The organism is Variovorax endophyticus, from assembly GCF_025376855.1.
Classification (GTDB): Bacteria; Pseudomonadota; Gammaproteobacteria; order Burkholderiales; family Burkholderiaceae_C; genus Variovorax.
Window position 1 is genome coordinate 150,922 of sequence record NZ_JAHUTH010000001.1, and the last position, 23,521, is coordinate 174,442.

Genomic DNA, 23,521 nt, shown 5'->3' on the forward strand with positions numbered 1-23,521 from the left:
CGGGCTGCGGCGGTTTATAGGCAGCTTGTATGTAGCTTCGGAGACACCCTTTGGCGCTGCCGGCCCATGCGTAAACCAAAGGCTTCGCGATGCGTCGCCCGAACGACAGCCGCGTGCGCGCCGACGCGCTCTAATGCTCGGCGCAGAGCCATTCCAAAGGAACGTATCCAATGATTCAGGACTTCAAGGGCAAGACCGCCGTGCTCACCGGCGCGGGCTCGGGCTTCGGACTCGAATGCGCGCGCATCGGCGCGGCGCGCGGCATGAACCTCGTGCTGGTCGACGTGCAGCAGGACGCACTCGACAAGGCCAAGGCCGAGATGGAAGCGGCCGGCGCGCAGGTGCTGGCGCGCAAGGTCGACGTGTCGGACGCGGCGCAGATGGAAGCGCTGGCCGCCGCCGTCAAGGAGCGCTTCGGCGCGCCGCACTTCGTCTTCAACAACGCCGGCGTGGGCGCGGGCGGCCTGGTGTGGGAGAACACCGTGGCCGACTGGGACTGGGTGCTCGGCGTCGACCTCTGGGGCGTGATCCACGGCGTGCGCCTGTTCGTGCCGATGATGCTCGAGGCCGCCGCGAAGGACCCCTCGTACCGCGGCCACGTGACCAACACCGCGAGCATGGCCGGCCTGCTGACGCCGCCGAACATGGGCATCTACAACGCGGCCAAGGCCGCGGTCGTGAGCCTCACCGAGACCATGTATCAGGACCTGAACCTGGTCACCGACCAGATCGGCGCCAGCCTGCTGTGCCCGTACTTCGTGCCCACCGGCATCACCAGCAGCGAGCGCAACCGGCCCGATGCGCCCAAGCAGAGCGAGCTCACCAAGAGCCAGCTGATCGGCCAGGCCATGAGCAACAAGGCGGTGAGCAGCGGCAAGATCACGGCGGCCGAGGTCGCGGCCAAGGTCTTCGAGGCGATCAGCGCCAACCAGTTCTACGTGTTCAGCCACCCGAAGGCGCTGGGCAACGTGCGCAGCCGCATGGAGAACATCGTCTCGATCACCAACCCCGCCGATCCCTTCCTCGAGCGGCCCGAGATCGGCGCCAGGCTGCGCGAGCAGTTGCGCGCGCCTTGAATTCGGACAGCCGAACGCAGAAGGAATACCAAGGAGCGCAGAAGTCGCAGAAGAACATCCATTTTTTGGTTGTTCCTTCTGCGACTTCTGCGAAACCTTCGCGCCCTCTGCGTTCGGCTGCCCGCTCCCGCCTTCAACCCGCGGCCTGCCGCAGCGCCACGGCCACCAGCACCGCCGACGACAGCGCGGCCGCGGCGGTGCGCACGCTGTTCCACATCGTCCAGGTCCGCAGGTAGCTGTGCCACAGCGCCTCGGTGGGTGCGGCGGCCAGCTGGTCGTTGAGCGGCACGTTGAAGGCCATGGTCACGCCGAAGCAGCCGAGCAGGTAGAGCAGGGCGCCCAGCAGCACCAGCTGCGAGTCGGCCTGCGAGATCGAGAACAGCGACCAGATCGCGAGAGCGATGCCGAGCACGGCCGTGCCCATGAACAGCGCCATGAAGCTCGGCGTGATCACCGTCACGTTGATCGCGTTCATCGCGCGCATGCCCTCGGCCGGCGGCACGCGTGCCAGCGCGGCCATGATGAAGGACGAGAACGCGTAGAACATGCCGGCGACGAGTGCGCTGGACAGCGCGCCGGCCAGCACCAGCGCGCTCAGCAGCTTGCCGCTCACGACGCGGCTCCCCAGACACCCGTGGGCGCGGTGCGCGCGAGGTACTCGGCGAAGCCGCGCGGCGGGCGGTCCAGCGCGCGCTGCACGCCGTCGGCCACCGGCGTGTTGCGGCCGTCGAGCACGGTCTTGAAGAGGTAGATCACGAGCCACGCGAGATCGGCCGGCAGGCCGGCCTGGCCCAGCGCGGCGGCGTAGTCGTCCATGGTCACGATGCGGCAGCCGATGTCGCGGCCGGCGGCCTGGCCGATGCGGCGGATCGCCTCGGGGAAGTCCAGTGCCTCGGGGCCGGTGAGTTCGTAGAGCTGGCCGCCATGGCGCCCGCCCTCGGGATCGAGCAGCGCGGCGACCGCGATCTCGGCGATGTCGTCGGCGTCGACGAAGGGCTCGGGCGCGAGGCCCTCGGGCAATGTGATCTCGCCCGCGACGATCTCCTCGAGGAAGTAGTTCTCGCTGAAGTTCTGGAAGAACCAGCTCGCGCGCACGATGGTCCAGTCGAGCGCGCTGGCGCGCAGCGCGTTCTCCGCGTCCTCGGCCTCGGGCTCGCCGCGGCCCGACAGCAGCACGGCCTTGCGCACGCCGGCCCGCGCGATCGCTTCGCAGAAGGCGCGCACGGTCTCGACCGCGCCGGGCACGCAGAGGTCGGGCTGGTAGGCGATGTAGACCGCGCGCACGCCCTCGAGCGCCGGGCCCCAGGTGGCGCGGTCGTTCCAGTCGAAGGCGGGACGGGCGCCGCGCGAGCCGGCGCGCACCGCGTGGCCGGCGGCCCGCAGCAACGCCATCACGCGCGCGCCGGTCTTGCCGTGAGCGCCCAGCACGAGGATGGGACGCGCATCGTCCCGCATCTGCACCTGATCGATTGCCATCTCGGACTCCTTCGGTTAATGTGAGGACTACTCACGTAAAAAATGATATTCCCTCACATTTCGAGCGTCAACCGTTTTTTTCGAGCCCGATCCGCCATGAATTCCATCGCCACCGCCTCGGCCGCCCGCAAGAACCCCACGCAGGAGCGCAGCAAGGCGCGGGTCGAGCTGATCCTCGAATGCGCCTCGGAGCTGATCGCGCGCGGCGGCAGCGACTCGCTCAAGATGAGCGAGGTGGCCGCGCGCGCCGGCATCTCGATCGGCTCGCTCTACCAGTACTTCCCCGACAAGAGCGCGCTGATCCGTGTGCTGGCCGAGCGCATCAACGTCCACAGCCGCGGCTGCATCGAGGAGGGCCTGAAGGACGTGCACGACCTCGCGAGCCTGCGGCGGGCCTTCTCGGTGCTGGTCGACCGCTATTTCGAGATCGTCGTCGCGCGGCCCGTGATGCGCGACATCTGGAGCGGCATGCAGGCCGACAAGCAACTGCTGGGGCTGCAGATCGCCGAGAGCCGCATTGCCGGCGCGATGCTGGCCGAGGCGATGCGCAAGGTGCACGGCGACGCGCAGCGCGAACGCATCGAGCAGTCGGCCTTCCTGATCTGGGAACTGGGCGAAGCCACGATCCGCCTCGCGATCGGCGTGGCGAGCGAGGAGGGCGCGGCGCTGGTCGCGGCCTACAAGCGCATGGCGCTGCGCGAGATCGCCGGGCCCTTCGAGGACTGATCAGCCAGCCGGCTGTGCTTGCGACGCGATCCAGTCCCAGACCGCGCGCACCGCTGGCTCGTCCTCGCGCCCGTTCGCGGTGGCCAGGAAGTAGCGCCCGGTATCGAGCGCCGGCCCGAAGGGCTGGACCAGCGCGCCGCTGCGCAGTTCCTCGGCCGCGAGCGTGAGGCTCAAGAGCGCCACGCCATGGCCGCCGAGCGCGGCCAGGATCGCATGGGTCTCGTCGGAGAACGAGAGCTCGGCCTCCGGCGCCTCCTTCGCCGCCTGCCTCGCGGAGCGGCCGCGCGGCGGCGCCAATCCCGCCGCCTCGAACCAGCGCGGCCACAGCGCCGGCGCATGGGCCTGCGGCTGCCAGTCGCAATGGATCAGCCGGTGCCGCGGCAGGTCTTCCACGCGCGCCAGGCCCAGCATCGGACTGCACAGCGGCGCGTAGCGCTCGGGCATCAGCGCGCGCGCCGCGAGGCCCGGCCAGCGGCCGCTGCCCAGGCGCACCGCGATGTCGGCCTCGCCGCGCGCGAGGTCGACCACCGTGTCGCTCGCATGCAGCCTGAGCTCGATGCCCGGGCAGGCCGCGCGGAAGGCGGCCATGCGCGGGATCACCCAGCGCGCGGCGAAGGCGGTGTTGGTGCTCAGCGTCACGGCCTGGGTGGCGGCCGGCCGGCGCAGCCGCTCGACGCCGGCCTCGAGCGCATCGAAGCCCTGGCGCAGGTCCTCGAACAGCCGCTCGCCCGCGGGCGTGAGCGCCAGTTGCCGCGTGAGGCGGCGAAACAGCGGCTGGCCCAGCGTGTCCTCGAGCGCGCGCACCTGGTGGCTGATGGCCGAGGGCGTGACCGACAGCTCGCGTGCCGCGCGCAGGAAGCTGCCATGCGCCGCCGCGGCCTCGAAGGCGCGCAGCGCCTGCAGCGGCGGCAATCGCCTGGGTGACCTGACAGATGAATCTGGCTCGTTCATTGAAGGAAAAACGATCGTTTGTGAGACGGCGGAGAGGCCCATAGATTCTCGCTACGCCTCGGCCGATCGCCATTCTGGCATCGCGAGACGAAAGACATCCATTCACTCATCTCCAGGACCACCGACCATGTCCCTCCGACTGCTCCACATCGACACCAGCGCGCGCCCGGGCCGTTCCGGCACCGATCCCCATGGCTCCCACTCGCGCCGCCTGTCGGCCCGCTTCGTCGAGCGCTGGCAGGCCCTGCGGCCCGGCGACGCGGTCGAGCACCTCGACGTCGGCCAGCAGCCGCCGGGCTTCGTCGATGGGCGCTGGATCCATGCCGCCTTCACCGCGCCCGAGCAGCGCGAGCCCTGGATGGCCGAGCGCCTGGCCGAGAGCGACCGCCTGGTCGACCAGTTGCTGGCGGCCGACCTCGTGGTGGTCGGCCTGCCCATGTACAACTTCGGCGTGCCGGCGCAGTTCAAGGCCTGGATCGACAACGTGGTGCGCGTGGGCCGCACCTTCGGCTTCGACCGCGCGCGCGGCGCCGTGCCGTACTGGCCGATGCTGCCGCCCGGCAAGCGCCTGGTGCTGCTGGGCGCGCGCGGCGACCATGGCTACGGTCCGGGCGGGCGCATCGCGCACATGAACCATGGCGAGGCGATGGTGCGCACGGCCTTCTCGTACATCGGCCTGACCGAGGTGCACGAAGCCGCGGCCGAGGGCGACGAGTTCGGCGGCGCGCTGCTGGCCGACTCGCTGGCCCGGGCCGAGGCCGAGGTCGATGCGATGGTGGATGCGCTGGCCGGGGCGGTGACGGCGCCGGCGGCCGGGCGGCCCGCCATCGCCGTTTGACGGCCGGGCGCGGCGGCTGCATCCGTTCGGGCCGCCGCCGCGTATCGGGAAGCGGAGGTGCATGACGTTTCTCACCTTCCGCTGACCGACGAACGCACCGATACTCGCCCCAGGTCGCACGAGCCGGCACGGAACCCCGGCGCGCCATTGGCCTTCATCTCATTCATGACCCCTTCGCGACCGTTCCATCGCCGTTTCGGACTCCACACCCGCGTCAGCCTCGGCGTCGCCGCCGTGGTGCTGGCCGCGACCGTCGCGATCGCGATGGTCGCGCTGCAACTGGTGCGCGGCAGCCTGCGCGCCTCGATCACCGGCGAGCAGTTCGCGCGCGTCTCCTCGATCGCGACCGGCGTCGACCAGAAATTCGGCAGCCGCCGCATCCTGCTGCAGACCTTCGTCGACAGCGTCGAGGCGCAGAACTTCCAGGACGGCCGGCCGCTGCAAGCCTTCCTCGAGCAGCACAAGTCGCTGCGCCTGGCCTTCGACAACGTGGCCTTCCTCGACCTCGAGGGCAACCTGGTCGCCAACCTCAGCAATGCCAGCCAGGTCGGCACCATCAACATCCGCGACCGCGCCTATTTCCAGCAGACGGTGCAGTCGGGGCTGGGCCTGATCTCGCGGCCCTACCGCAACCGGTTGAACGGGCTGGCGCAGGTCGCCATCACCGAGCCGGTGCTCGACGCGCAGGGCAAGGTGCGCTTCGTGGTGTCGGGCGCCCTCAACCTCAAGGACCGCAACATCCTCGGCGACCTGGCCGACGTGCGCTTCGGCAAGACCGGCTACCTGTTCATCCTCACGGCCGACGGCGTGGTGGTCGACCATCCCGACGCCGCGCTCATCCTGAACCGGCTGCCGACCGAGAACGGCGCCAATCCCGAGATCCGGCGCGCGATCGCGGGCTTCGAGGGCACCAGCGAAGGCACCGACGAGTCGGGCGTGCGGGGCCTGTTCGCGTTCCAGCGCACCGACCAGACCAACTGGATCGTCGGCGCCATGTACCCGAGCGACGAGGCCTTCGCGCGCATCGACGCGATCGAGCGCGTGGCGCTCGGCGGCGGCTTGCTGGCGGCGCTGCTCGCGGGCGCTCTCGCGCTGGGCTTCGTGCGGCGGCGCCTGACGCCGCTGGCCGCGCTGCACGGGCGCATGCAGTCGGCGCAGGATCCGGCCGCCGGCGTGCCCGAGCCGCCGGCGCGCTATGCGCAGGACGAGATCGGCGAGCTCGCGCGCAGCTTCGACCAGCTGATGGCGCAGCAGCGCGCCGGCGAACTGAGCCTGGCGCGTTCCGAGGCCCAGGTGCGCACCATCGCCGACAACATCCCGGCGCTGGTCTCGCACGTCGATGCCTCGCTGCGCTACACCTTCGTCAATGCGCACGTGAAGGCGATGCACGACGACGACGAACTGGTCGGCCGCGCGATGCCCGAGGCGCGCGGCGCGGAGGACTTCGCGGTCGTCGCGCCGTACTACGAACGCGCGCTGCGCGGCGAGACCGTGATCGTCGAGAAGGCCGGCAACCCCGCGCGCGGCGTCGGCGACCGCACCTACAAGGCGCACTACATCCCCGACCGCGACACCGAGGGCGTGGTGCGCGGCGTGTTCGCGATGACCTTCGACATCACCGACGAGGTCAACGTGCGCAAGGCCCTGACGGAGCAGGAACGCCGGCTGCGCGACGTGACCAACAGCATTCCGGCGCTGGTCGGCTACTTCGACCGCGACGAGAACTGCCTGTTCGCCAACAGCCGCGCGCGGAAGCTGGCCGACCTGTTCGACGGCCCGCTCGCGGGCGTGAGCCTGCGCTCCTCGCTCGGCGAGGCGGTGTATGCGCAGATCCGGCCGCACCTGCCCTCGGTGCTGGCCGGCAAGAACGCGCACTTCCCGGTCGATGCGCCGATCCACGGCAGCGACGGCCATTTCCAGACCCACCTGATCGCCGACATCAGCCTCGAGGGCGAGGTGCTGGGTTTCTACCTGATGGCCTTCAACATCACGGCCCTGAAGGAGGCCGAGCTGCGCGCCGCCGAGAGCGAGCTGCGGCTGCGCGCCATCACCAACAGCATGCCGGCGCTGATCACCTACATCGACCGCGAGGAGCGCATCACCTTCGCCAATGCCACCAGCCACGCATGGCTGGGCCTCGAGCCTTCGCAGGTGGAAGGCCGCCATCTCGAGGAGGTGGCGGGCCGCGAGGTCTACCTGTCGCGCCGGCCGATGCTGGCGCGCGCGCTGGCCGGCGAGAAGGTGGAGTTCGAGGCGCGCACGCAGCGCGCGGGCTACGACCGCGTCACGCAGGTGATCTACGTGCCCGACACGCGCGGCGACGGCAGCACGCACGGCATCTTCTCGCTGGCGCTCGACATCACGGCGCTCAAGCTGGTGGAGCGCCAGCTGATCGAGCTCGCGCGCATCGACACGCTGACCGGCCTGCCCAACCGCCTGGCCTTCAACGAGTTCCTGCCCGACGCCGTGCTGCGCAGCCGGCTCACCGGCCATTCGCTGGCCGTGATGTTCCTCGACATCGATCGCTTCAAGGCCATCAACGACACGCTGGGCCACGCGGTGGGCGACGCGGTGCTGGCCGAGTACGCGCGCCGGCTCAAGGCCTGCGTGCGCGCCAGCGACATGGCGGCGCGGCTGGCCGGCGACGAGTTCGTGCTGGTGATCGAGAACATCCGGCAGCGCGAATCGGTCGCGGCCGTGGCCTCGAAGATCGTGGAGCGCATCAACCGCCCGGTGTTCACGGTCGACGGCCAGCGCATCGAGGTCGCGACCAGCATCGGCATCGCCTTCCACGGCCCGGCCGAATCGGCGGTCACGGCGGCCGAGCTGCTGGCGCGCGCCGATGCCGCGCTCTATGCCGCCAAAGCCGCGGGGCGCAACCGCTACGCCTTCTTCGCGCCGGGCGAGGGCAGCCAGGGCAAGGCGGTGTTCCCGCGGTCGCAGCCGTCCTTCCTCGAGCCGCCCGAAGGCGAGGGCTGAAGCCGGGGCAGGGCGCCCGCGCCCACTTGCCTGATCCTGCGAAGAGTCCGAGCGGCGGACAGGGGCTCGTGATGGCTATAGCATGCAGCCCTTCGCAAACCGTGCCCGTGCCCCGTGCGCTTCCCGCGCCCCGATGTGCCCCGACGCACCGCGCCTCCAGGAAGTCCTGCGTGACACCCGAAGCTCCTCCCACCAAGACCACCCACCGCGCGCTGGTCATCGCGTCGATCATGGCGTCGATGGCCATGGTCGCGATCGAGGCGACCATCGTCTCCACCGTCATGCCGCAGATCGCCTCCGAGCTCGGCGGGCTGCATCTCTACAGCTGGGTCTTCGCCTCGTTCCTGCTCGCGCAGACCGCGATGACCGTGGTGTTCGGCAAGCTTTCCGACCTCTACGGCCGCAAGCCCGTGATGTTCGCGGGCATCGCGATCTTCCTCGTCGGTTCGCTGCTCGCGGGCTTCTCGTGGTCGATGCCGGCCATGATCTGCTTCCGGCTGATCCAGGGCATCGGAGCCGGCGCCATCCAGCCGGTGGCGCTGACCATCGTGGGCGATCTCTACCCGGTGCGCGAGCGCGGCAAGGTGCAGGGCTATCTCGCGAGCGTGTGGGCCGTGTCGGCGGTGCTCGGGCCGATGCTCGGCGCGCTGATCGTGCAGAAGCTCTCCTGGGCCTGGATCTTCTGGATCAACGTGCCGATCGGCCTCGCCGCCGCGCTGGGCTTCTGGGCCTTCCTGCACGAAGCGCCGGCCACGCGCCGCGCCTCGATCGACATCGTGGGCGCGGTGCTGTTCGCCGCCGGCATCGCGGCGCTGATGATCGCGCTCACCGAGTTCGGCATCGGCAACGACGCCTCCGCCTGGGGCTGGACCGCGGCCTTTGCGCTCACGGTGGTTCTGTTCGTCTGGCAGGAGCGCCGCGCGGCCGACCCGATGGTGTCGTTCAAGCTCTGGGGCGCGCGCGTCATCGCCACCGTCAACGGCGCGGCCCTGCTCGCGGGCATGGTGCTGATCGGCATCACCACCTTCCTGCCGATGTACGTGCAGGTGGTGCTCGAGCGCTCCTCGGTCACGGCGGGCCTCACCCTGACCATGGTGATGCTGGGCTGGCCGATCGGCGCCACGCTGACCTCGCGCATCTTCCAGCGCGTGGGCCTGTGGCGCATCCTCGTGGCCGGCGCGGCCCTGATCCCGGTCGGCTGCTCGAGCTTCGTGCTGCTCGCCGCGGGCAGCACGCCGGTGCTCGCGGGCGTGGGCTCGTTCGTCATCGGCCTCGGCATGGGCCTGCTGAGCCTGAGCTCGCTGATCCTGATCCAGGAGTCGGTCGATGTCGCGCATCGCGGCAGCGCCACCGCCTCCAACGTGTTCTCGCGCAACCTCGGCAGCGCGCTCGGCGCGGCCTTCTTCGGCGCGGTCTTCAACTTCGGCCTCACGCGCGCCGACGGCCGGCTCGCCTTCACCGACGAGCAACTGCGCCTGCTGCTGCAGGGCCCGGCCTCGCCCGCGGCCGGCGACGCGGCGCTGCGGCTCGCGCTCGGCGGCTCGCTGCATCTGACCTTCGTGATGATGCTGGTCGTGGGCCTCGCGGTGTTCGCGCTCTCGCTGTGGCTGCCGCGCGAGGCCACGCAGATGCATGCGCTCGCACGGCGCGAAGCCGCGCCGAAATAGCAGCCGCCCAGGCTTGCTGACCGCGCCCTGACCACGGGGCGCGAAATTGCAAATCCGTTGCTTCTACGGCGTGCCGCGCACGCCGTGCGCGCGCCTGCGCGCGCTGTTTCCGAAGGCGGAAGAAAGCGCTAATGCGCGCCTAAGTCTGCTGCCTTCGGACTGACATTTGGCAAAACCACCATCGACCGGTCCTTGAATCAAGGGCCGCCGGATTCGGCGAATCCGTGCGTCCGTTCGCATTCCCCAACGATCGAGAGTCGACTTTGAAAAACATCCACAAGATCAAGACCGGCCTGCTGTGCCCCGCGCTCACGGTGCTCGCAGCCTCCGTGCTGACCGCCTGCGGCGGCGGTGGCGGCAGCGGTGTCGCGTTCCTGCCGTCCGGCGACGGCAGCGGCGGCAACGCCGTCACGCTCAGCGGCGTGGTCGCCGCCAGCGGTTTCGTGCCGGGCAGCGCCTCGGGCAACCCGACGCTCAAGGCCGGTTACTACGCGAAGGCCACGGTCTTCGTCGATGCCAACGGCAACGGCGTGCTCGACAGCGGCGAAGCCTCGACCACCACCGACGCCAACGGCAAGTTCACGCTGACCACCACCCAGGGAGGCCAGCTCGTGGCCGACATCGGCACCTCGGCGACCAACACGGCCACCGGCGCCAAGGTCGCGAGCCACCTGATCCTGCGCGCCTCGGCCGACCAGATCGCCGACCAGGGCGCGGCCAAGATCGTCATCAGCCCGCTGTCGAGCGAAGCGCAGCGCCTGGTGGAAGCCAACGGCAGCAGCTACAAGGCCGAGAAGGCCAACCTGCTCGCGCGCCTGAACGTGCCCACCTTCAACCTCGGCACGGCCGCGCTCACCGATCCGCTGGCCGACGTCAACGGCCTGAAGGGCACCGACCAGTACGCGGCCCTGTACCAGGACAACGAGCTCACCAACCGCTACACCTACGCGACGGCCAAGCTCGACCGCAAGGACATGTTCCCCGACCACCTCGCGGTGGCGGGCGGCGACCCGCGCCTCGTGGGCCTGTCGGGCGTGACCCTCAGCAACAAGGACGGCAGCAGCGTCGCGCGCTCGCAGCCGCTGCAGAAGCAGGCGCCGATCACCTTCGCGCAGGCGCAGCAGGCGGCCTTCAACGTCGAAGGCGTGCCGGCTTACGACAACATCTTCGTGATCATCGAGGAGAACAAGTCGACCGACGTGATCGTGGACAACCCGCGCGCCGTCAACATCAACTACATCCTCAAGAAGTACAACCAGCTCAGCACCTACTACTCGACCGGCAATCCGTCGGAGCCGAACTACACCGCGCTGGGCGGTGGTGACGACTTCGGCATCCACGACGACAACTGGTTCGGCTGCGGCGCCGTCGCGGGCACGCCCTACGCGGTCACCGACGTCGAGTTCAAGGGTGGTACGGCGTCCGACGGCCAGCCCCTGCCCACGCAGGCCAACCTACCGCCGGCGAACAGCACCACCCGTGCCGGCTACAGCACGACCAAGGGCGAAGCCTGCAGCGACACGCCGACCGGCGGCACCGTGCACAACATCCCAGGCGACAACCTGTTCACGCTGATGTCGAAGACCGGCCGCACGATCCGCACCTACAGCGAATCGATGAACCCCGGCCAGGACGTGCGCGCCGACAGCATCGCCGATTCGAAGGTCGCCGCCACCTACGACGCAGCCAAGCTGGGCATCACCAACCTCGACGGCTCCACGCCCAGCCTCAAGGGCTCGGACAACTACGCGGTGGGGAACGGTCTCTACAAGGTCAAGCACGGCCCGTCGATCGCCTTCCAGGATGCGCGCAACCTGCCCGAGTTCGTGGCCACCAACCGCACCATCTTCGGCACCCAGTACCAGGAAGCCGACTGGCTCAAGACCTCGGTTTACGGCATCCCCAGCGGCTGGATCTACGACCAGTTCAGCAAGGATCTGGAGACCGGCGATGTCGGCAACATCAACTTCGTCGTGCCCGACCAGTGCGACGACATGCACGGCGTCGGCCAGGACACCAGTTGCGTGAGCGCCAACAGCGGCCAGGCCAATGGCGTGCAGCGCGCCGACATCTACCTCGGCATGGTGGTCAAGAAGATCCAGAACTCGGCGCTGTGGAAGAACCCGAACAAGCGCGTCGCGATCGTCGTGATGTACGACGAAGGCGAAGGCGGCAACAACGGCTCGTGCTGCGGCTGGAACGCGGGAGGTTCGAATTCCGGCGCCGCGCCAGTGACCGTGGACGCGAGCGGAAAGGCCCTGCCCACCGCCCCGCCGCCCAACTATGCCGGCGGCAACTTCGGCCACGGCAACTCGATCTTCGGGATCATCAGCAACCAGCAGGACGTGGGCGGTGCGAAGAAGCAGGTGGTGGACAGCGATGCCTACAGCCACTTCTCGTTCGTGCGCACGCTGCAGGACATGTTCCAGATCGCCGACCCGGCCGTCGATGCGAGCTACCTGAACCGCGCCAAGTACACCGAAGCCTTCATCACGGCCAACATCGCGGCACTGCCTGAGTACTCGGGCAGCGCGGACACGCACTTCGACTCGGTGCGGCCGATCAACCATGCCTACGTGATTCCGGCGGGCTATACGCAGAAGCTCTATCCGGCCGATATCGTCGGCGTGAAGAATCCGGACAAGGGCAACGAGCTCGAAGGCCAGATCACGCCGCAGGTGGGACCTGACGCGACGCAGGCCAACGTCTGGGCGACGAAGTAAGCCGAAGGACGATCCGCGGGGCGAGGTGGATCGCCTCGCCCCGCGGGTCGGTTCCCCTCATGCCATTCCAGACGGGATCCGTTGCGGACCGTCTGGAATCTGGCGTTTCAGGTTTCCGAAATCCCGCAAGGCGGCCCGGCCGCCTTCGCGGGATGCAACGTTGAATGATGAACTTGGCAATGGAAAAGACGGTCGCGCTCGGCATGGTGCTCGCGGCCGCGCTGTGGGCCCTGGCGGCCTGCAACAGTACCGACCCGGCGGCGGCCAAGGGCGCCGTCGCGGCGCGTCCCCAGGTGCTGAGCCTGCCGGCCCAGGTCGGCCAGCTGGCCTTCTTCGACAAGCGGCTCTCGGGCGGCGGCAACATGTCGTGCGCGAGCTGCCACGACCCGCAGTACGCCTATGGTCCACCCAACAGCATCTCGGTGCAGCTCGGTTCCGACATCGCGCAGACCGGCGCGCGCGCCGTGCCTTCGCTGCGCTACCGCGAATCGACGCCGGCCTACGACGACAACGCGCCCAACCCCGACGGCGTGACCTCCGAATCGCCGGGCGGCGGCTTCATGTGGGACGGCCGCGCGGCCACGATGGCGGCGCAGGCCGCGCTGCCGCTGCTCAACCCGGTCGAGATGAATGCCGCCTCGAAGGAGGCGGTGGTGAAGGCGGTGCGCGAGGGCGGCTATGCGGCGCTGTTCCAGCAGGCCTTCGGCGCCAGGGTGTTCGACGACACCGACCAGGCCTTCGATGCGCTCGGCAAGGCGATCCAGGCCCTCGAGACCGAGGACCTGAGCTTCCATCCGTACAGCAGCAAGTACGACCTCTATGTCTTCAACAAGATCGGCGGCGTGCTGACGCCCGCCGAGCGGCGCGGCGAGGTGCTGTTCCACAGCAGCGGCGTCGCCAACTGCTCGGGCTGCCACTACACGGGCGCCAACTTCAACGGCAACACCGGCCTCATGAGCGACTTCACCTACCAGGCGCTCGGCGCGCCGCGCAACGACCGCTCGATCCCGAACAATCCCGATCCGATTCCGGCCAACGACGACCCGAAGTACTTCGACATGGGCCTCTGCGGTCCCTTCCGCACCGACCACATGCCGGCCACGGCGGACACGGCGAACCCCTACTGCGGCATGTTCAAGGTACCGGTGCTGCGCAACGTGGCGACGCGCGGCAGCTTCTTCCACAACGGCGTGTTCCATTCGATGGAGCAGGTGCTCAACTTCTACAACACGCGCGACACCCATCCCGAGTACTGGTATCCGGCCGACAAGGACGGCAGTGGCGCGCCGCGGGCGAATCCGGCCTGGGCGCTGCAGCCCACGGCCGTGCCGGGCGCGACGGTGCGCAAGTACAACGACCTGCCGCGCGCGCAGCAGGGCAACATCGACGAGGAAGTGCCGCTGGGCACGGGCGAGGGCGGCGACAAGACGCTGGCCAGCGGCACCCAGCCACGCACGCCGGGCTCGGCGCCGGCCATGACGCCGCAGCAGATCGCCGACCTGGCCTGCTTCCTCGGTACGCTGAGCGATGGCTACCAACCCGGCGCCACGCCCTCGGCCTCCGACAGGTGCGCGAAATGACGGCCCCGCGCTCCAGCCCCTGGCGGCGCTTCGGCATCGCCGCCTGCCTCGCGTTGCCGATGGTCTTGCTCGCTGCCTGCGGCAACGAGGAGGCGCGCCTGCCTAACCGCGACAACTTCACCGCGGCCGCCGCCGACTACCTCGCGCAGCGCGGCCACGTGTGCCTGGCCAAGTACGACTGGCCGATCAAGGTCGCGACCGGATCGAACGCGCCCGACGCACAGCAGATGCCGCTGCTCGAGAAGCTGGGCTTCGTGACCGGCAAGGACGTCGCGGCCGCGCGCGAATACGCGCTGACCGACACGGGGCGCCAGCACTATCTGCAGGTGCCCGTGGTGGTGCGCACCACCACGCAGACCGTCGTGCATCCGGGCGACCTCTGCGCGGCCACCTTGAGCCTCGACCGCCTGGTCGGCTGGGACCCGCCACAGACCCGCGACGAGCGCACGACGACTTCGCTGCTCTTCACCTACCGCATCGCGCTCGATCCCTGGGCCGCCGCGCCCGAGGTGCAGCAGGCCTTCCCGCTGCTCGCGCGCGCGATCCAGCGCGAGGGAACGATGCAGATGCGCCTCGGCGTCCACCTCACGCGGCGCGGCTGGGTCGCGGACGAACTCGACCTGCACTGAGCCCCGCCTTGGCTACCCGATACCTCCACCAGAACCCCATGAATCTCCGTTCCTCGCTCCAGACCCTGACAACCCTCACGGCGATGGGCGCGCTCTGCGCGCTCGCCGCCTGCAGCGCCGGCCCCGACGCCAGCGCCCCCACCGCCGAGAACCTCGCGGCCCCGCTCGATGCCTACCTGGCCGAGCGCGGCGACATCTGCCTCGCGATGTTCGACTGGCCGATCGACCTGACCGAAGCCGAGGCCGGTTCCGGCGCGCGCCATGCGGTGCAGTTTCCGGTGATGGAGAAGCTGGGCCTGGTGCGCAGCACCATCGTCGCCGCGCCGAAGAGCGCCGAGAACCCCGACGGCGCGGTCAAGCGCTTCGAACTGACCGACGAGGGCCGCAAGTTCTACAAGCCGCATTCGCATGCCACCCGCGACGCCGAGCATGCCAACGACTTCTGCGTGGCGCACCTGCAGCGCGAGAAGATCGTCGACGTGAAGCTGGCCGGCATCGACACCAGCCATCCGATGGCCGTGGTGAGCTACACCTATCGCATCGAGCCGGCGCCGTGGATGCAGGACCCCGACGCGCAGCGCGTGTTCCCGATGGTCGCGCGCATCATGAATGGCGCCAACGGCCCGCTGCAGCTGCGCCAGGGCTTCACGCGCGGCGACAAGGGCTGGGTGCCGCACCTGGGTCCCGTCTGATCGGCGACCGGCCATGAGCACCGTCGTGCGCTTTTCCCCCGAGCTGGGGCGCTGGCTCCAGGGCATGCTCGATGCCGGCCAGATGCCGCAGGCGCTGGTCGCCACGATGCGCGGCAAGGGCATGAACGAACGCGCCGCGCAGGCCATCGTCGCGGCCCATGTCGATGCGCGGCAGCGCGGCGCGGCGATGCCGGTCGATGCCATCGAGCTGCCGGATGCGGGCGCCGCCCGGCCCGCGATGCGGCTCGCACCGGGCACGCGGATCCAGGCCATCGACCGCGAGATCGTCGTGCATGCGCGCGGCGAGGACCCGGTCCATGCCTCGCTGGGCAACGTGATGGATGCCGAGGAGTGCCGGGCCCTGATCGAGATGGCGCGGCCGCGCCTCGCGCCTTCCACCCTGGTCGATCCGATGAGCGGGCGCGACGTGGTCAGCGACCGGCGCGCGAGCTGGGGCATGTTCTTCCGCCTGGCCGAGAACGAGCTGGTGGCCCGCCTCGACCGGCGGCTGTCGGCGCTGATGAACCTGCCGCTGGAGAACGGCGAGGGCCTGCAGTTGCTGCACTACCCGGAGGGCGCGGGCAGCGATCCGCACCACGACTACCTGGCGCCGAGCAACCTGGCCAACCGCGAATCGATCGCGCGCAGTGGCCAGCGCGTGAGCACGCTCGTGACCTACCTCAACGACGTGCCCGAGGGCGGCCAAACCGTCTTTCCGCAGCTGGGCCTGGCGATGTCGCCGATTCGCGGCAATGCCTGCTACTTCGAGTACGGCGACGACGAGGGGCGCGTCGACGCGCGCTCGCTGCACGCGAGCGCGCCCGTGACGCGCGGCGAGAAATGGGTCGTGACCAAGTGGATGCGCGCGCGCCGCTTCGTGTCGGCCGGCGAGCTCAGGCCGGCGCGTTGATCGGCACCGCCACCGCGCTGCGCTCCGCGAACTGCCCGTTCCAGTACGGGTAGTACGGATAGGGCGGCGCGATCGCGCTGGCCGTGTCGAGCCGCGCCATCTGCGCGTCGCTCAGCTGCCAGCCGAGAGCGCCGAGGTTCTGCCTGAGCTGCGCCTCGTCGCGCGCGCCGATCAGCACGCTGGCCACCGTGGGCCGCTGCAGCAGCCAGTTGAGCGCGATCTGCGCGTGGGTCTTGCCGGTCTCCTCGGCCACGATGTCCATCGCGTCGACGACGCGGTAGAGGCGCTCGTCGTCCACCGGCGGCGCGAAGCCGGCGGTCTCGTGCAGCCGGCTGCCCGCGGGCAGCGGCTGGCCGCGCCGGATCTTGCCCGTGAGGCGGCCCCAGCCCAGCGGGCTCCAGACGATCGCGCCCACGCCTTGGTCCAGGCCCAGCGGCATCAGCTCGAACTCGTAGTCGCGCCCGACCAGCGAGTAGTAGGTCTGGTTCGCCACGTAGCGCTCGAGGCCGAGCCGGTCGGAGGCCGCGAGCGACTTCATCAGCTGCCAGCCCGAGAAATTCGACATGCCGATGTAGCGCACCTTGCCCGACTTCACGAGCGCATCGAGCGTGCCCAGCACCTGCTCGACCGGCGTCATCGCGTCGAAGGCGTGCAGCTGCAGGATGTCGATGTAGTCGGTGCCCAGCCGCCTGAGCGCGGCCTCGGTCGCGCCCACCAGGTGGTGGCGCGAGGCGCCGACCTGGTTCGGGCCGTCGCCCGCGCGCAGCGAGAGCTTGGTCGAGACGATGGCCTTGTCGCGCCGGCCCTTGAGCGCGGCGCCGAGGATGGTCTCGGAGGCACCGTTCGAATAGACGTCGGCGGTGTCGAACAGGTTCACGCCGGCATCGAGCGCGATGTCGACGATGCGGCGCGCGCCGTCGGTGCCGGTGTTGCCCCAGGCACTGAACAGAGGACCCTGTCCGCCGAAGGTGCCGGCGCCGAAACCGAGGGCGGGCACCTTGAAGCCCGAGCGACCGAGAAAGCGTTGTTCCATGAGGGTTCTCCTTGAGCGTGGGGTGGATCAGGCGCGCACCGAAGCGCAATCGCCGGGCAGGGCGCGGTCGCCGCGCCGGTCGAGCGCGCGGCTCCACAGCGCGATCGCGAGGCCCGCCACGGTCAAGAGCGCCGCGGCCCAGCCCAGCGCGCGCAGGCCCGGGCCATGGTCGATGACCACGCCGCCGGCCCAAGCGCCGAGTGCATTGCCGAGGTTGAAGGCCGCAATGTTGAGGCTCGAGGCCAGGTTCTGGCCCGCGCCCGAGGCCTTCTCGAGCACGCGCAATTGCATCGGCGCCACCGTGGCGAACGAGGCCACGCCGAGCAGGCCGACGAAGACCACCGCGGCGATCGGCGTGCCGATCACGAACTGCATGCTGCCGAGCACCACCGCGAGCACGGCCAGCGTGCCGAGCACCGCGGGAATGGTCGCGCGATCGGCCAGCCGGCCGCCGAGGATGTTGCCCACGGCCAGGCCGCCGCCGAACACCAGCAGGATCGGCGACACCGCCGATTCCGACAGGCCCGTGACCTGGGTCAGCAGCGGCTGGATGTAGGTGAAGACGGCGAACACGCCGGCGAAGCCGAGCACCGTCATCGCCAGGCCCAGCAGCACCTGGGGCCGGGCCAGCACGGCGATCTCTTCGCGCAGCGGCGCGGGCTTCGCCTCGCCCTCGACGCGCGGCACGAACACGGCCAACACCGCGAGCGCCACGAGGCCGATCAGCGCCACGGCCCAGAAGGCCGCGCGCCAGCCGAAGTGCAGGCCCAGCCAGGCGCCGAAGGGCACGCCCAGCAGGGTGGCGGCGGTCAGGCCGGTGAACATGATGGCGATGGCCGAGGCGCGGCGTTCGGGCGCCACCAGGCCGGTGGCCACCACCGAGCCGACGCCGAAGAAGGTGCCGTGCGCGAGCGAGGTGATGACGCGCGCGCCCATCAGCAGTTCGTAGCTGGGTGCCAGCGCGCAGGCGATGTTGCCGAGCGTGAAGATCGCCATCAGCGCCAGCAGCACGGTCTTGCGCGGCAGCCGGCGGGTGGCGATGGTGAGCAGCGGCGCGCCGACCGCGACCCCGAGCGCGTAGCCCGAGATCAGCAGGCCGGCGGCCGTGATCGAGACCTGGAGGTCGGTCGAGACCTGCATCAGCAGGCCCATGATGACGAATTCGGTGGTGCCTATTCCGAAGGCACCGGCGGTGAGGGCGAGTAGAGCGATGGGCATGATGCCCTGTACTGTGCGGACGAAGTCCCTCGTTGACTAGAATGCCGCCGGTCAATGCACTTGTGAATTCAACTCACAAGCCGAATCCACCGGAGAACACGCCATGCCGCGCATCGAGGTCAACCGTTCGGGCGAGATGGAGGCCTTCGTGCAGGTGGTCGACGCGGGCGGCTTCTCGGCCGCCGCGCGGCTGCTGGGCATGACGCCCTCGGCCGTCAGCAAGCTGGTGGCGCGCCTCGAGGCGCGGCTGGGCATCCAGCTCGTGCACCGCTCCACGCGCAAGCTGCAGCTCACGCCCGAGGGCCTGCATTTCTACGAGCGCAGCCACCGCGTGCTGGCCGACATGGACGAGGCCGAGCGCTGCGCCGCCGCCGGTGCCGCGCCGCGCGGCCGGGTCAGCATCAATGCCAGCGTGTCCTTCGGCCACCACATGCTGGTACCGCTGGTGCCGAAGCTGATCGAACTGCATCCGCAGATCACGCTCGACATCGCGCTGACCGACCGCATCGTCGACCTGATGGACGAGCGCGCCGACATCGCGATCCGCTGGGGCCAGCTGCCGGCCTCCGACCTGGTGGCGCGGCGCATCGGCGACACCAGCCAGACCCTCCTGGCCGCCCCGTCCTACCTCGCGAAGTACGGCACGCCGCGCACGCCGCAGGAACTCGAGGCGCACAGCCGCCTGGGCTGGACCTACCGGCGCAGCGCGCCCGACTGGCCGTTCCGTATCGACGGCCGGACGATCCTGCTGCCGGTGGCCGGCCCGGTGCGCGCGGGCGATGGCGAGACCCTGCGCCACCTCGCGATCGCGGGCGCGGGCATCACGCGGCTGTCGCTCTATCACACGCAGCACGACATCGACGCGGGCCGGCTCGTGCCGCTGCTCGAGGAGTTCAACCCGAACGAGGTGGAGCCGATCCACGCGGTCTACATCGGCAAGGCCGGCACCCTGCCGGCGCGGGTGCGCGCGGTGCTCGACTTCCTCGTGGCCTGTTCGGGCGTGGGTGGCGGGCGCTACACGCGCAGCCGCACGGCGCCGATGCCGGGGAAATCGGCCGTCACCTGATCGCCGCGCGCGCAGGGCAGCAGGCCGATCCAGGAACCGGTGGTGACGACCGTGCCGGCCGGTACGCTTTGGCCATGGCGCGTGAGATGGCGCAGCCAGATCGGCAGCAGCCAGGCCGGGTCGCCGAGCGGATGGCTGCCTTCGCGCACCACCGTGTCGGCGTTGCCGATCTTGGTTTCGCAGCGCTGCGAGGCCCAGTCGATGGCGGCGAAGGGCCGCCATTCGCCGAGCACCAGCGCGCCATGCACCTGCGAGTCGGCCAGCCGCAGCAACGGCGTGGCGGCCTCGCGGTCCTGCCAGCGCGCATCGCAGACCTCGATGGAGACCGTCATGGCATCGACCAGCGCGGCCGCGTCTTCATGGTCGAGCGACGCGGCCTGTGCCGGCGTGACCTCGCGGCCCAGGCGCAGCGCGATCTCGGCCTCGATGCCGGGCTGGTGGAACACGAGGTCGGAACAATCGGCCGGGCTCTGGCGCACGCCGGCGGGCGGCAGCGGCGCATGCGTGAGCGTCGCATTGCGCGAGCCGCCGCCGGACTTCCAGCAGCCGGGCAGGGTGCCCGCGTCGAACCAGCCGAGTGCCGCGGCCACCGCGTCCTGCACCGCGTAGGCCTCGGCGGGCTCGTGCAGCGTGTCGAGCCAGGGCACGGCATCGAGCGTGCGGTTGGCGCGGCGCGCGGCGACGAGGGCGTCGGCCAGCGCGGAAAGAGAAGGGGGCAGGGTGGTCGTGTGTGCGTTCATGCCGCCGATCTTCTCAAGATTCGACGCGCACGTTGCCGTCCTTCACAACCTTGGCCCACTTGGCGATCTCGGTGTGGATGAACTGCCTGAACTTGTCCTGCGAGCCGCCGCCGTCCTCGGCGCCGTAGGTGTCGAGCTTCTCCTGCACGTCGGGCATGGCGAGCACGGCATTCACGTCGCGGTTGACCTTCTGCGCGATGGCGGCCGGCAGCTTGCCCGGGCCCGCGAGGCCGTACCAGGTGGTGGCCTCGAAGCCTTGGAAGCCCTGTTCCTGCATGGTCGGCACGTTCGGGTGGCCCTTGGCGCGCTGGGTGCGCGTCTGCGCCACGGCGAGCACGCGGCCGCTCTTCACGTGCGGCGTGGCCGCGGTCATGGTCTCGAAGCTGTACTGGATCTGCCCGCCCATCAGGTCGGCCAGCAGCGGCCCGCTGCCCTTGTAGGGCACGTGCAGCGCATCGACGCCGGCCTGCAGCTTGAACATCTCGAGCGCCAGGTGCTGCGCCGATCCCGCGCCGGCCGAGCCGAAGCTCAGCGTGCCGGGTGCGGCCTTGCAGGCGGCCACGATGTCCTTCACCGTGAGCGCCTTCTGCGCCGGGCTCGCGATCAGCAGGTTGGGCGTGACGCCCACCAGCACGATCGGCACGAAGTCGCGCTCCACGCTGTAGCGCAGCTTGGGCTGCAGGCTGGGCGCGAGCGCATGGCTGTTGATGTGAGCCATCAGCAGCGTGCTGCCGTCGCTCGGCTGCTGCGCCACGTAGTCGGCCGCGAGCACGCCGGCCACGCCGGCCTTGTTCTCGACGATCACCTGCTGGTTCCACATCTGGGTGAGCTTCTGCGCCACCACGCGCGCCAGCGCATCGGTGCCGCCGCCCGGCGGGAAACCCACCACGATGCGCACCGGCGCGTTGGGCCAGTCCTGTGCGAACAGCCGGGGCACGCCCAGCGTGGCGGCCGCGGCGGTCGCGGCCTGGATCAGGGAACGTCGTTGCATCGTGCTTGTCTCCGTGGATGGATGGGGGTGTCGGATGCGGGGCGGGAAGGGCGCATGTCCGTGCGGCCCTCGCGCCGAGGCCGCCGCGCCGTTCGAGCGGCGCGCTGCGGCCTGGAATCGATCGAGGCTCCCTGTGTCGCTATGCGGCCTTCTTCAGCGCCACCGGCGCGGCCGCATGGCTCGCGAAATGGTCCATCGCCGCCTGCACGCCGCTGCCGGCCAGCTTGATGCCGGTGAGCTTCATGCCCATCTCGACACCCGCGACCATGGCCACCAGCGTGAGGTCGTTGCTGTCGCCGAGATGGCCCATGCGGAACATGCGGCCCTTGAGCTTGCCCAGGCCCGTGCCCAGCGAGAGGTCGAAGCGCTGGTGGATCAGCCGGCGCAGCGCATCGGCGTCGACGCCCTCGGGCGTGATCACGCCCGTGAGCACCGGCGAATAGACGGCCGGATCGGCGCACTGGATCGGCAGGCCCCAGGCCTGGACCGCGGCGCGCACGCCCGCGGCCCAGCGGCGGTGGCGCGCGAACACGTTGTCCAGCCCTTCGCCCAGCAGCATGTCGAGCGATTCCGAGAGGCCGTAGAGCAGGTTGGTGTTGGGCGTGTAGGGCCAGTAGCCATCCTTGTTCATCTCGACGATCTCGTCCCAGGCCCAGAAGGCCTTGGGCAGCTTCGCGCTCTTCGATGCCTCGAGCGCGCGCGGCGAGAGCGCGTTGAAGCTGATGCCCGGCGGCAGCATCAGGCCCTTCTGCGAGCCGCTGACCGTGACGTCCACGCCCCATTCGTCATGGCGGAAATCGGCGCTCGCGAGGCCCGAGATGCTGTCGACCATCAAGAGGGCCGGATGGCCGGCCGCGTCGATCGCCTGGCGCACCGCGGCGATGTCGGAGGTGACGCCGGTGGAGGTCTCGTTGTGCACCACGCACACGGCCTTGATCTTCTTCTCGGTGTCTTGGCGCAATCGTGCCTCGATCAGCTCGGCCTGCACGCCGCGGCGCCAGCTCGGCGCATGGGGCAACTGGTCGTCGCTGCCCGCGTAGGCGAGGAACTCGGTCGACACGCCCAGGCGCGTGGCCATCTTCTGCCACAGCGAGGCGAAGTGGCCGGTCTCGTACATCAGCACGTGGTCGCCCGGGCTCAGCGTGTTGGCGAGCGCGGCTTCCCAGGCGCCGGTGCCCGAGGCCGGGTAGATCGCGACCGGGTGCTTCGTCTTGAAGATCTGCTGGATGCCGCCGAGCACCTTCAGGCCCAGCGTGCCGAACTCGGGCCCGCGGTGGTCGATGGTGGGCAGGCTCATGGCCCGCAGGATGCGGTCGGGCACCGGGCTGGGGCCGGGGATCTGGAGGAAGTGACGGCCGGTGGGATGGAGGTCGAGTTGCAGCATGGCGGGTCCTTTCGGCGCCAGTTTTGCATTCAAAATTCATTTTGTTCTGCTGGTTTACCCTGAATATCAGAGGTTGTAGGCCTTCTTTTTTGCATTCAAAATGCAATCACGAGGCCCAAAGAACGCATCCCATGACCGCCGAAATCATCGAAATCTCCCGCCTCGCGCTGCACGACCAGGTCGCGGCGCGGCTGCGCACCATGCTGGTCGAAGGCCTGATCGCGCCGGGCGCCAAGCTCAACGAGCGCGAGCTCTGCCTGCAATTGCGCGTCTCGCGCACGCCGCTGCGCGAGGCGATCAAGCTGCTCGCGGCCGAGGGCCTGGTCGACCTGCTGCCCAACCGCGGCGCGGTGGCCGTCAAGCTCACCGAGGCCGACGTGATCGACACCTTCGAGGTGCTGTCGATGCTCGAGGGCATGTCGGGCGAGCTGGCCGCGCGCCGCATCACCGAGGAGCAGCTGTCCGAGGTGCGCGCGCTGCACTACGAGATGCTGGCCTGCTATGCGCGGCACGACCTCTCGGGCTACTACCGGCTCAATGCGCGCATCCATTCGGCGATCAACGAGGCCGCGGGCAACCCGGTGCTGTCGAACACCTACCGCTCGATCAATGCGCGCGTGCAGTCGCTGCGCTTTCGCACCAACCAGAACGAGGCCAAGTGGAAGAGCGCCGTGGCCGAGCACGAACAGATGATCGAGGCGCTGGCCGCGCGCGACGCCGCCGCCATGCGCAAGGTGCTGGTCGCGCACGTGCTGCGCAAGCGCGACACCGTGCTCGAGCTGCTGCGCGAGGGCGAGATCTATCCGCCCGCGAAGAAGACCCGTTCCAAGGCGCCCTGAGCG

Annotated in this window: 20 protein-coding genes; 12 read left to right on the forward strand and 8 right to left on the reverse strand. The window is 69.9% G+C overall.

The features are described 5' to 3' along the window. Positions 1-170: 170 nt before the first annotated feature. On the forward strand, positions 171-1,076 hold the full coding sequence (locus KV106_RS00645) for an SDR family oxidoreductase (RefSeq protein WP_057594811.1): 906 nt from the start codon (positions 171-173) through the stop codon (positions 1,074-1,076). A 133-nt stretch (positions 1,077-1,209) separates the two neighbouring features. Here KV106_RS00645 and KV106_RS00650 read toward each other — a convergent pair whose 3' ends face one another. Then, complete coding sequence (locus tag KV106_RS00650; RefSeq protein ID WP_057594810.1) at positions 1,210-1,689, reverse strand: anthrone oxygenase family protein; 480 nt, start codon at positions 1,687-1,689, stop codon at positions 1,210-1,212. After that, complete coding sequence (locus KV106_RS00655) at positions 1,686-2,552, reverse strand: NAD(P)H-binding protein (protein ID WP_082321992.1); 867 nt, start codon at positions 2,550-2,552, stop codon at positions 1,686-1,688. The genes KV106_RS00650 and KV106_RS00655 overlap by 4 nt, the downstream gene beginning before the upstream one ends. A 96-nt stretch (positions 2,553-2,648) precedes the next feature. On the opposite strand from KV106_RS00655, the gene KV106_RS00660 reads away from it, so the two are divergent. Further along, positions 2,649-3,278, forward strand: coding sequence for a TetR/AcrR family transcriptional regulator (locus KV106_RS00660; protein ID WP_261205669.1), 630 nt, complete (start codon positions 2,649-2,651; stop codon positions 3,276-3,278). Here KV106_RS00660 and KV106_RS00665 read toward each other — a convergent pair whose 3' ends face one another. Beyond that, the gene (locus tag KV106_RS00665; RefSeq protein ID WP_261205670.1) at positions 3,279-4,229 is read right to left on the reverse strand and encodes a LysR substrate-binding domain-containing protein; all 951 of its coding nucleotides are present in this window, start codon (positions 4,227-4,229) and stop codon (positions 3,279-3,281) included. 127 nt (positions 4,230-4,356) lie between these two features. On the opposite strand from KV106_RS00665, the gene KV106_RS00670 reads away from it, so the two are divergent. The 8 genes from KV106_RS00670 (at position 4,357) to KV106_RS00705 (ending at position 16,247) form a co-directional block, all read left to right on the forward strand. Further along, positions 4,357-5,067 (forward strand): FMN-dependent NADH-azoreductase, encoded by a 711-nt coding sequence (locus KV106_RS00670; RefSeq protein WP_261205671.1) that lies wholly within the window; start codon positions 4,357-4,359, stop codon positions 5,065-5,067. Between the two features lie 165 nt (positions 5,068-5,232). Further along, entirely contained in the window at positions 5,233-8,046 is a 2,814-nt protein-coding gene (locus KV106_RS00675; protein WP_261205672.1) for a sensor domain-containing diguanylate cyclase, read from the forward strand. A gap of 230 nt (positions 8,047-8,276) precedes the next feature. Continuing rightward, the gene (locus KV106_RS00680) at positions 8,277-9,713 is read left to right on the forward strand and encodes an MFS transporter (RefSeq protein WP_261205964.1); all 1,437 of its coding nucleotides are present in this window, start codon (positions 8,277-8,279) and stop codon (positions 9,711-9,713) included. A 263-nt stretch (positions 9,714-9,976) separates the two neighbouring features. Further along, the gene (locus KV106_RS00685; protein WP_261205673.1) at positions 9,977-12,436 is read left to right on the forward strand and encodes an alkaline phosphatase family protein; all 2,460 of its coding nucleotides are present in this window, start codon (positions 9,977-9,979) and stop codon (positions 12,434-12,436) included. A gap of 179 nt (positions 12,437-12,615) precedes the next feature. Then, a complete protein-coding gene (locus KV106_RS00690; protein ID WP_261205674.1) occupies positions 12,616-14,016 on the forward strand; it encodes a cytochrome-c peroxidase in 1,401 nt (466 codons plus the stop codon). Next, positions 14,013-14,645: a hypothetical protein gene (locus KV106_RS00695; protein ID WP_261205675.1), complete on the forward strand. Its 633-nt coding sequence runs from the start codon at positions 14,013-14,015 to the stop codon at positions 14,643-14,645. The genes KV106_RS00690 and KV106_RS00695 overlap by 4 nt, the downstream gene beginning before the upstream one ends. Before the next feature lie 38 nt (positions 14,646-14,683). After that, complete coding sequence (locus KV106_RS00700) at positions 14,684-15,337, forward strand: hypothetical protein (RefSeq protein WP_261205676.1); 654 nt, start codon at positions 14,684-14,686, stop codon at positions 15,335-15,337. 13 nt (positions 15,338-15,350) lie between these two features. Further along, the gene (locus KV106_RS00705) at positions 15,351-16,247 is read left to right on the forward strand and encodes a 2OG-Fe(II) oxygenase (protein ID WP_261205677.1); all 897 of its coding nucleotides are present in this window, start codon (positions 15,351-15,353) and stop codon (positions 16,245-16,247) included. On the opposite strand, the gene KV106_RS00710 is transcribed toward KV106_RS00705, so the two are convergent. Both KV106_RS00710 and KV106_RS00715 read right to left on the reverse strand, forming a co-directional pair. Further along, a complete protein-coding gene (locus KV106_RS00710; protein WP_261205678.1) occupies positions 16,231-17,280 on the reverse strand; it encodes an aldo/keto reductase in 1,050 nt (349 codons plus the stop codon). The two genes, KV106_RS00705 and KV106_RS00710, sit on opposite strands and share 17 nt — an antisense overlap. A 27-nt stretch (positions 17,281-17,307) precedes the next feature. Next, positions 17,308-18,498 (reverse strand): MFS transporter, encoded by a 1,191-nt coding sequence (locus KV106_RS00715; protein ID WP_261205679.1) that lies wholly within the window; start codon positions 18,496-18,498, stop codon positions 17,308-17,310. A 103-nt stretch (positions 18,499-18,601) separates the two neighbouring features. Here KV106_RS00715 and KV106_RS00720 point away from each other — a divergent pair, with 103 nt between their 5' ends. Next, complete coding sequence (locus tag KV106_RS00720) at positions 18,602-19,564, forward strand: LysR family transcriptional regulator (protein ID WP_261205680.1); 963 nt, start codon at positions 18,602-18,604, stop codon at positions 19,562-19,564. Here KV106_RS00720 and KV106_RS00725 read toward each other — a convergent pair. The 3 genes from KV106_RS00725 to KV106_RS00735 form a co-directional block, all read right to left on the reverse strand. Continuing rightward, a complete protein-coding gene (locus tag KV106_RS00725) occupies positions 19,513-20,304 on the reverse strand; it encodes a 2-keto-4-pentenoate hydratase (protein ID WP_261205681.1) in 792 nt (263 codons plus the stop codon). The genes KV106_RS00720 and KV106_RS00725 overlap by 52 nt on opposite strands. Positions 20,305-20,317: 13 nt before the next feature. Further along, entirely contained in the window at positions 20,318-21,295 is a 978-nt protein-coding gene (locus KV106_RS00730) for a Bug family tripartite tricarboxylate transporter substrate binding protein (RefSeq protein ID WP_261205682.1), read from the reverse strand. A gap of 139 nt (positions 21,296-21,434) precedes the next feature. Continuing rightward, entirely contained in the window at positions 21,435-22,679 is a 1,245-nt protein-coding gene (locus tag KV106_RS00735; protein ID WP_261205683.1) for a pyridoxal-phosphate-dependent aminotransferase family protein, read from the reverse strand. A gap of 131 nt (positions 22,680-22,810) precedes the next feature. Here KV106_RS00735 and KV106_RS00740 point away from each other — a divergent pair, with 131 nt between their 5' ends. Continuing rightward, complete coding sequence (locus KV106_RS00740; protein ID WP_261205684.1) at positions 22,811-23,518, forward strand: GntR family transcriptional regulator; 708 nt, start codon at positions 22,811-22,813, stop codon at positions 23,516-23,518. The last annotated feature ends 3 nt before the right edge of the window (positions 23,519-23,521 follow it).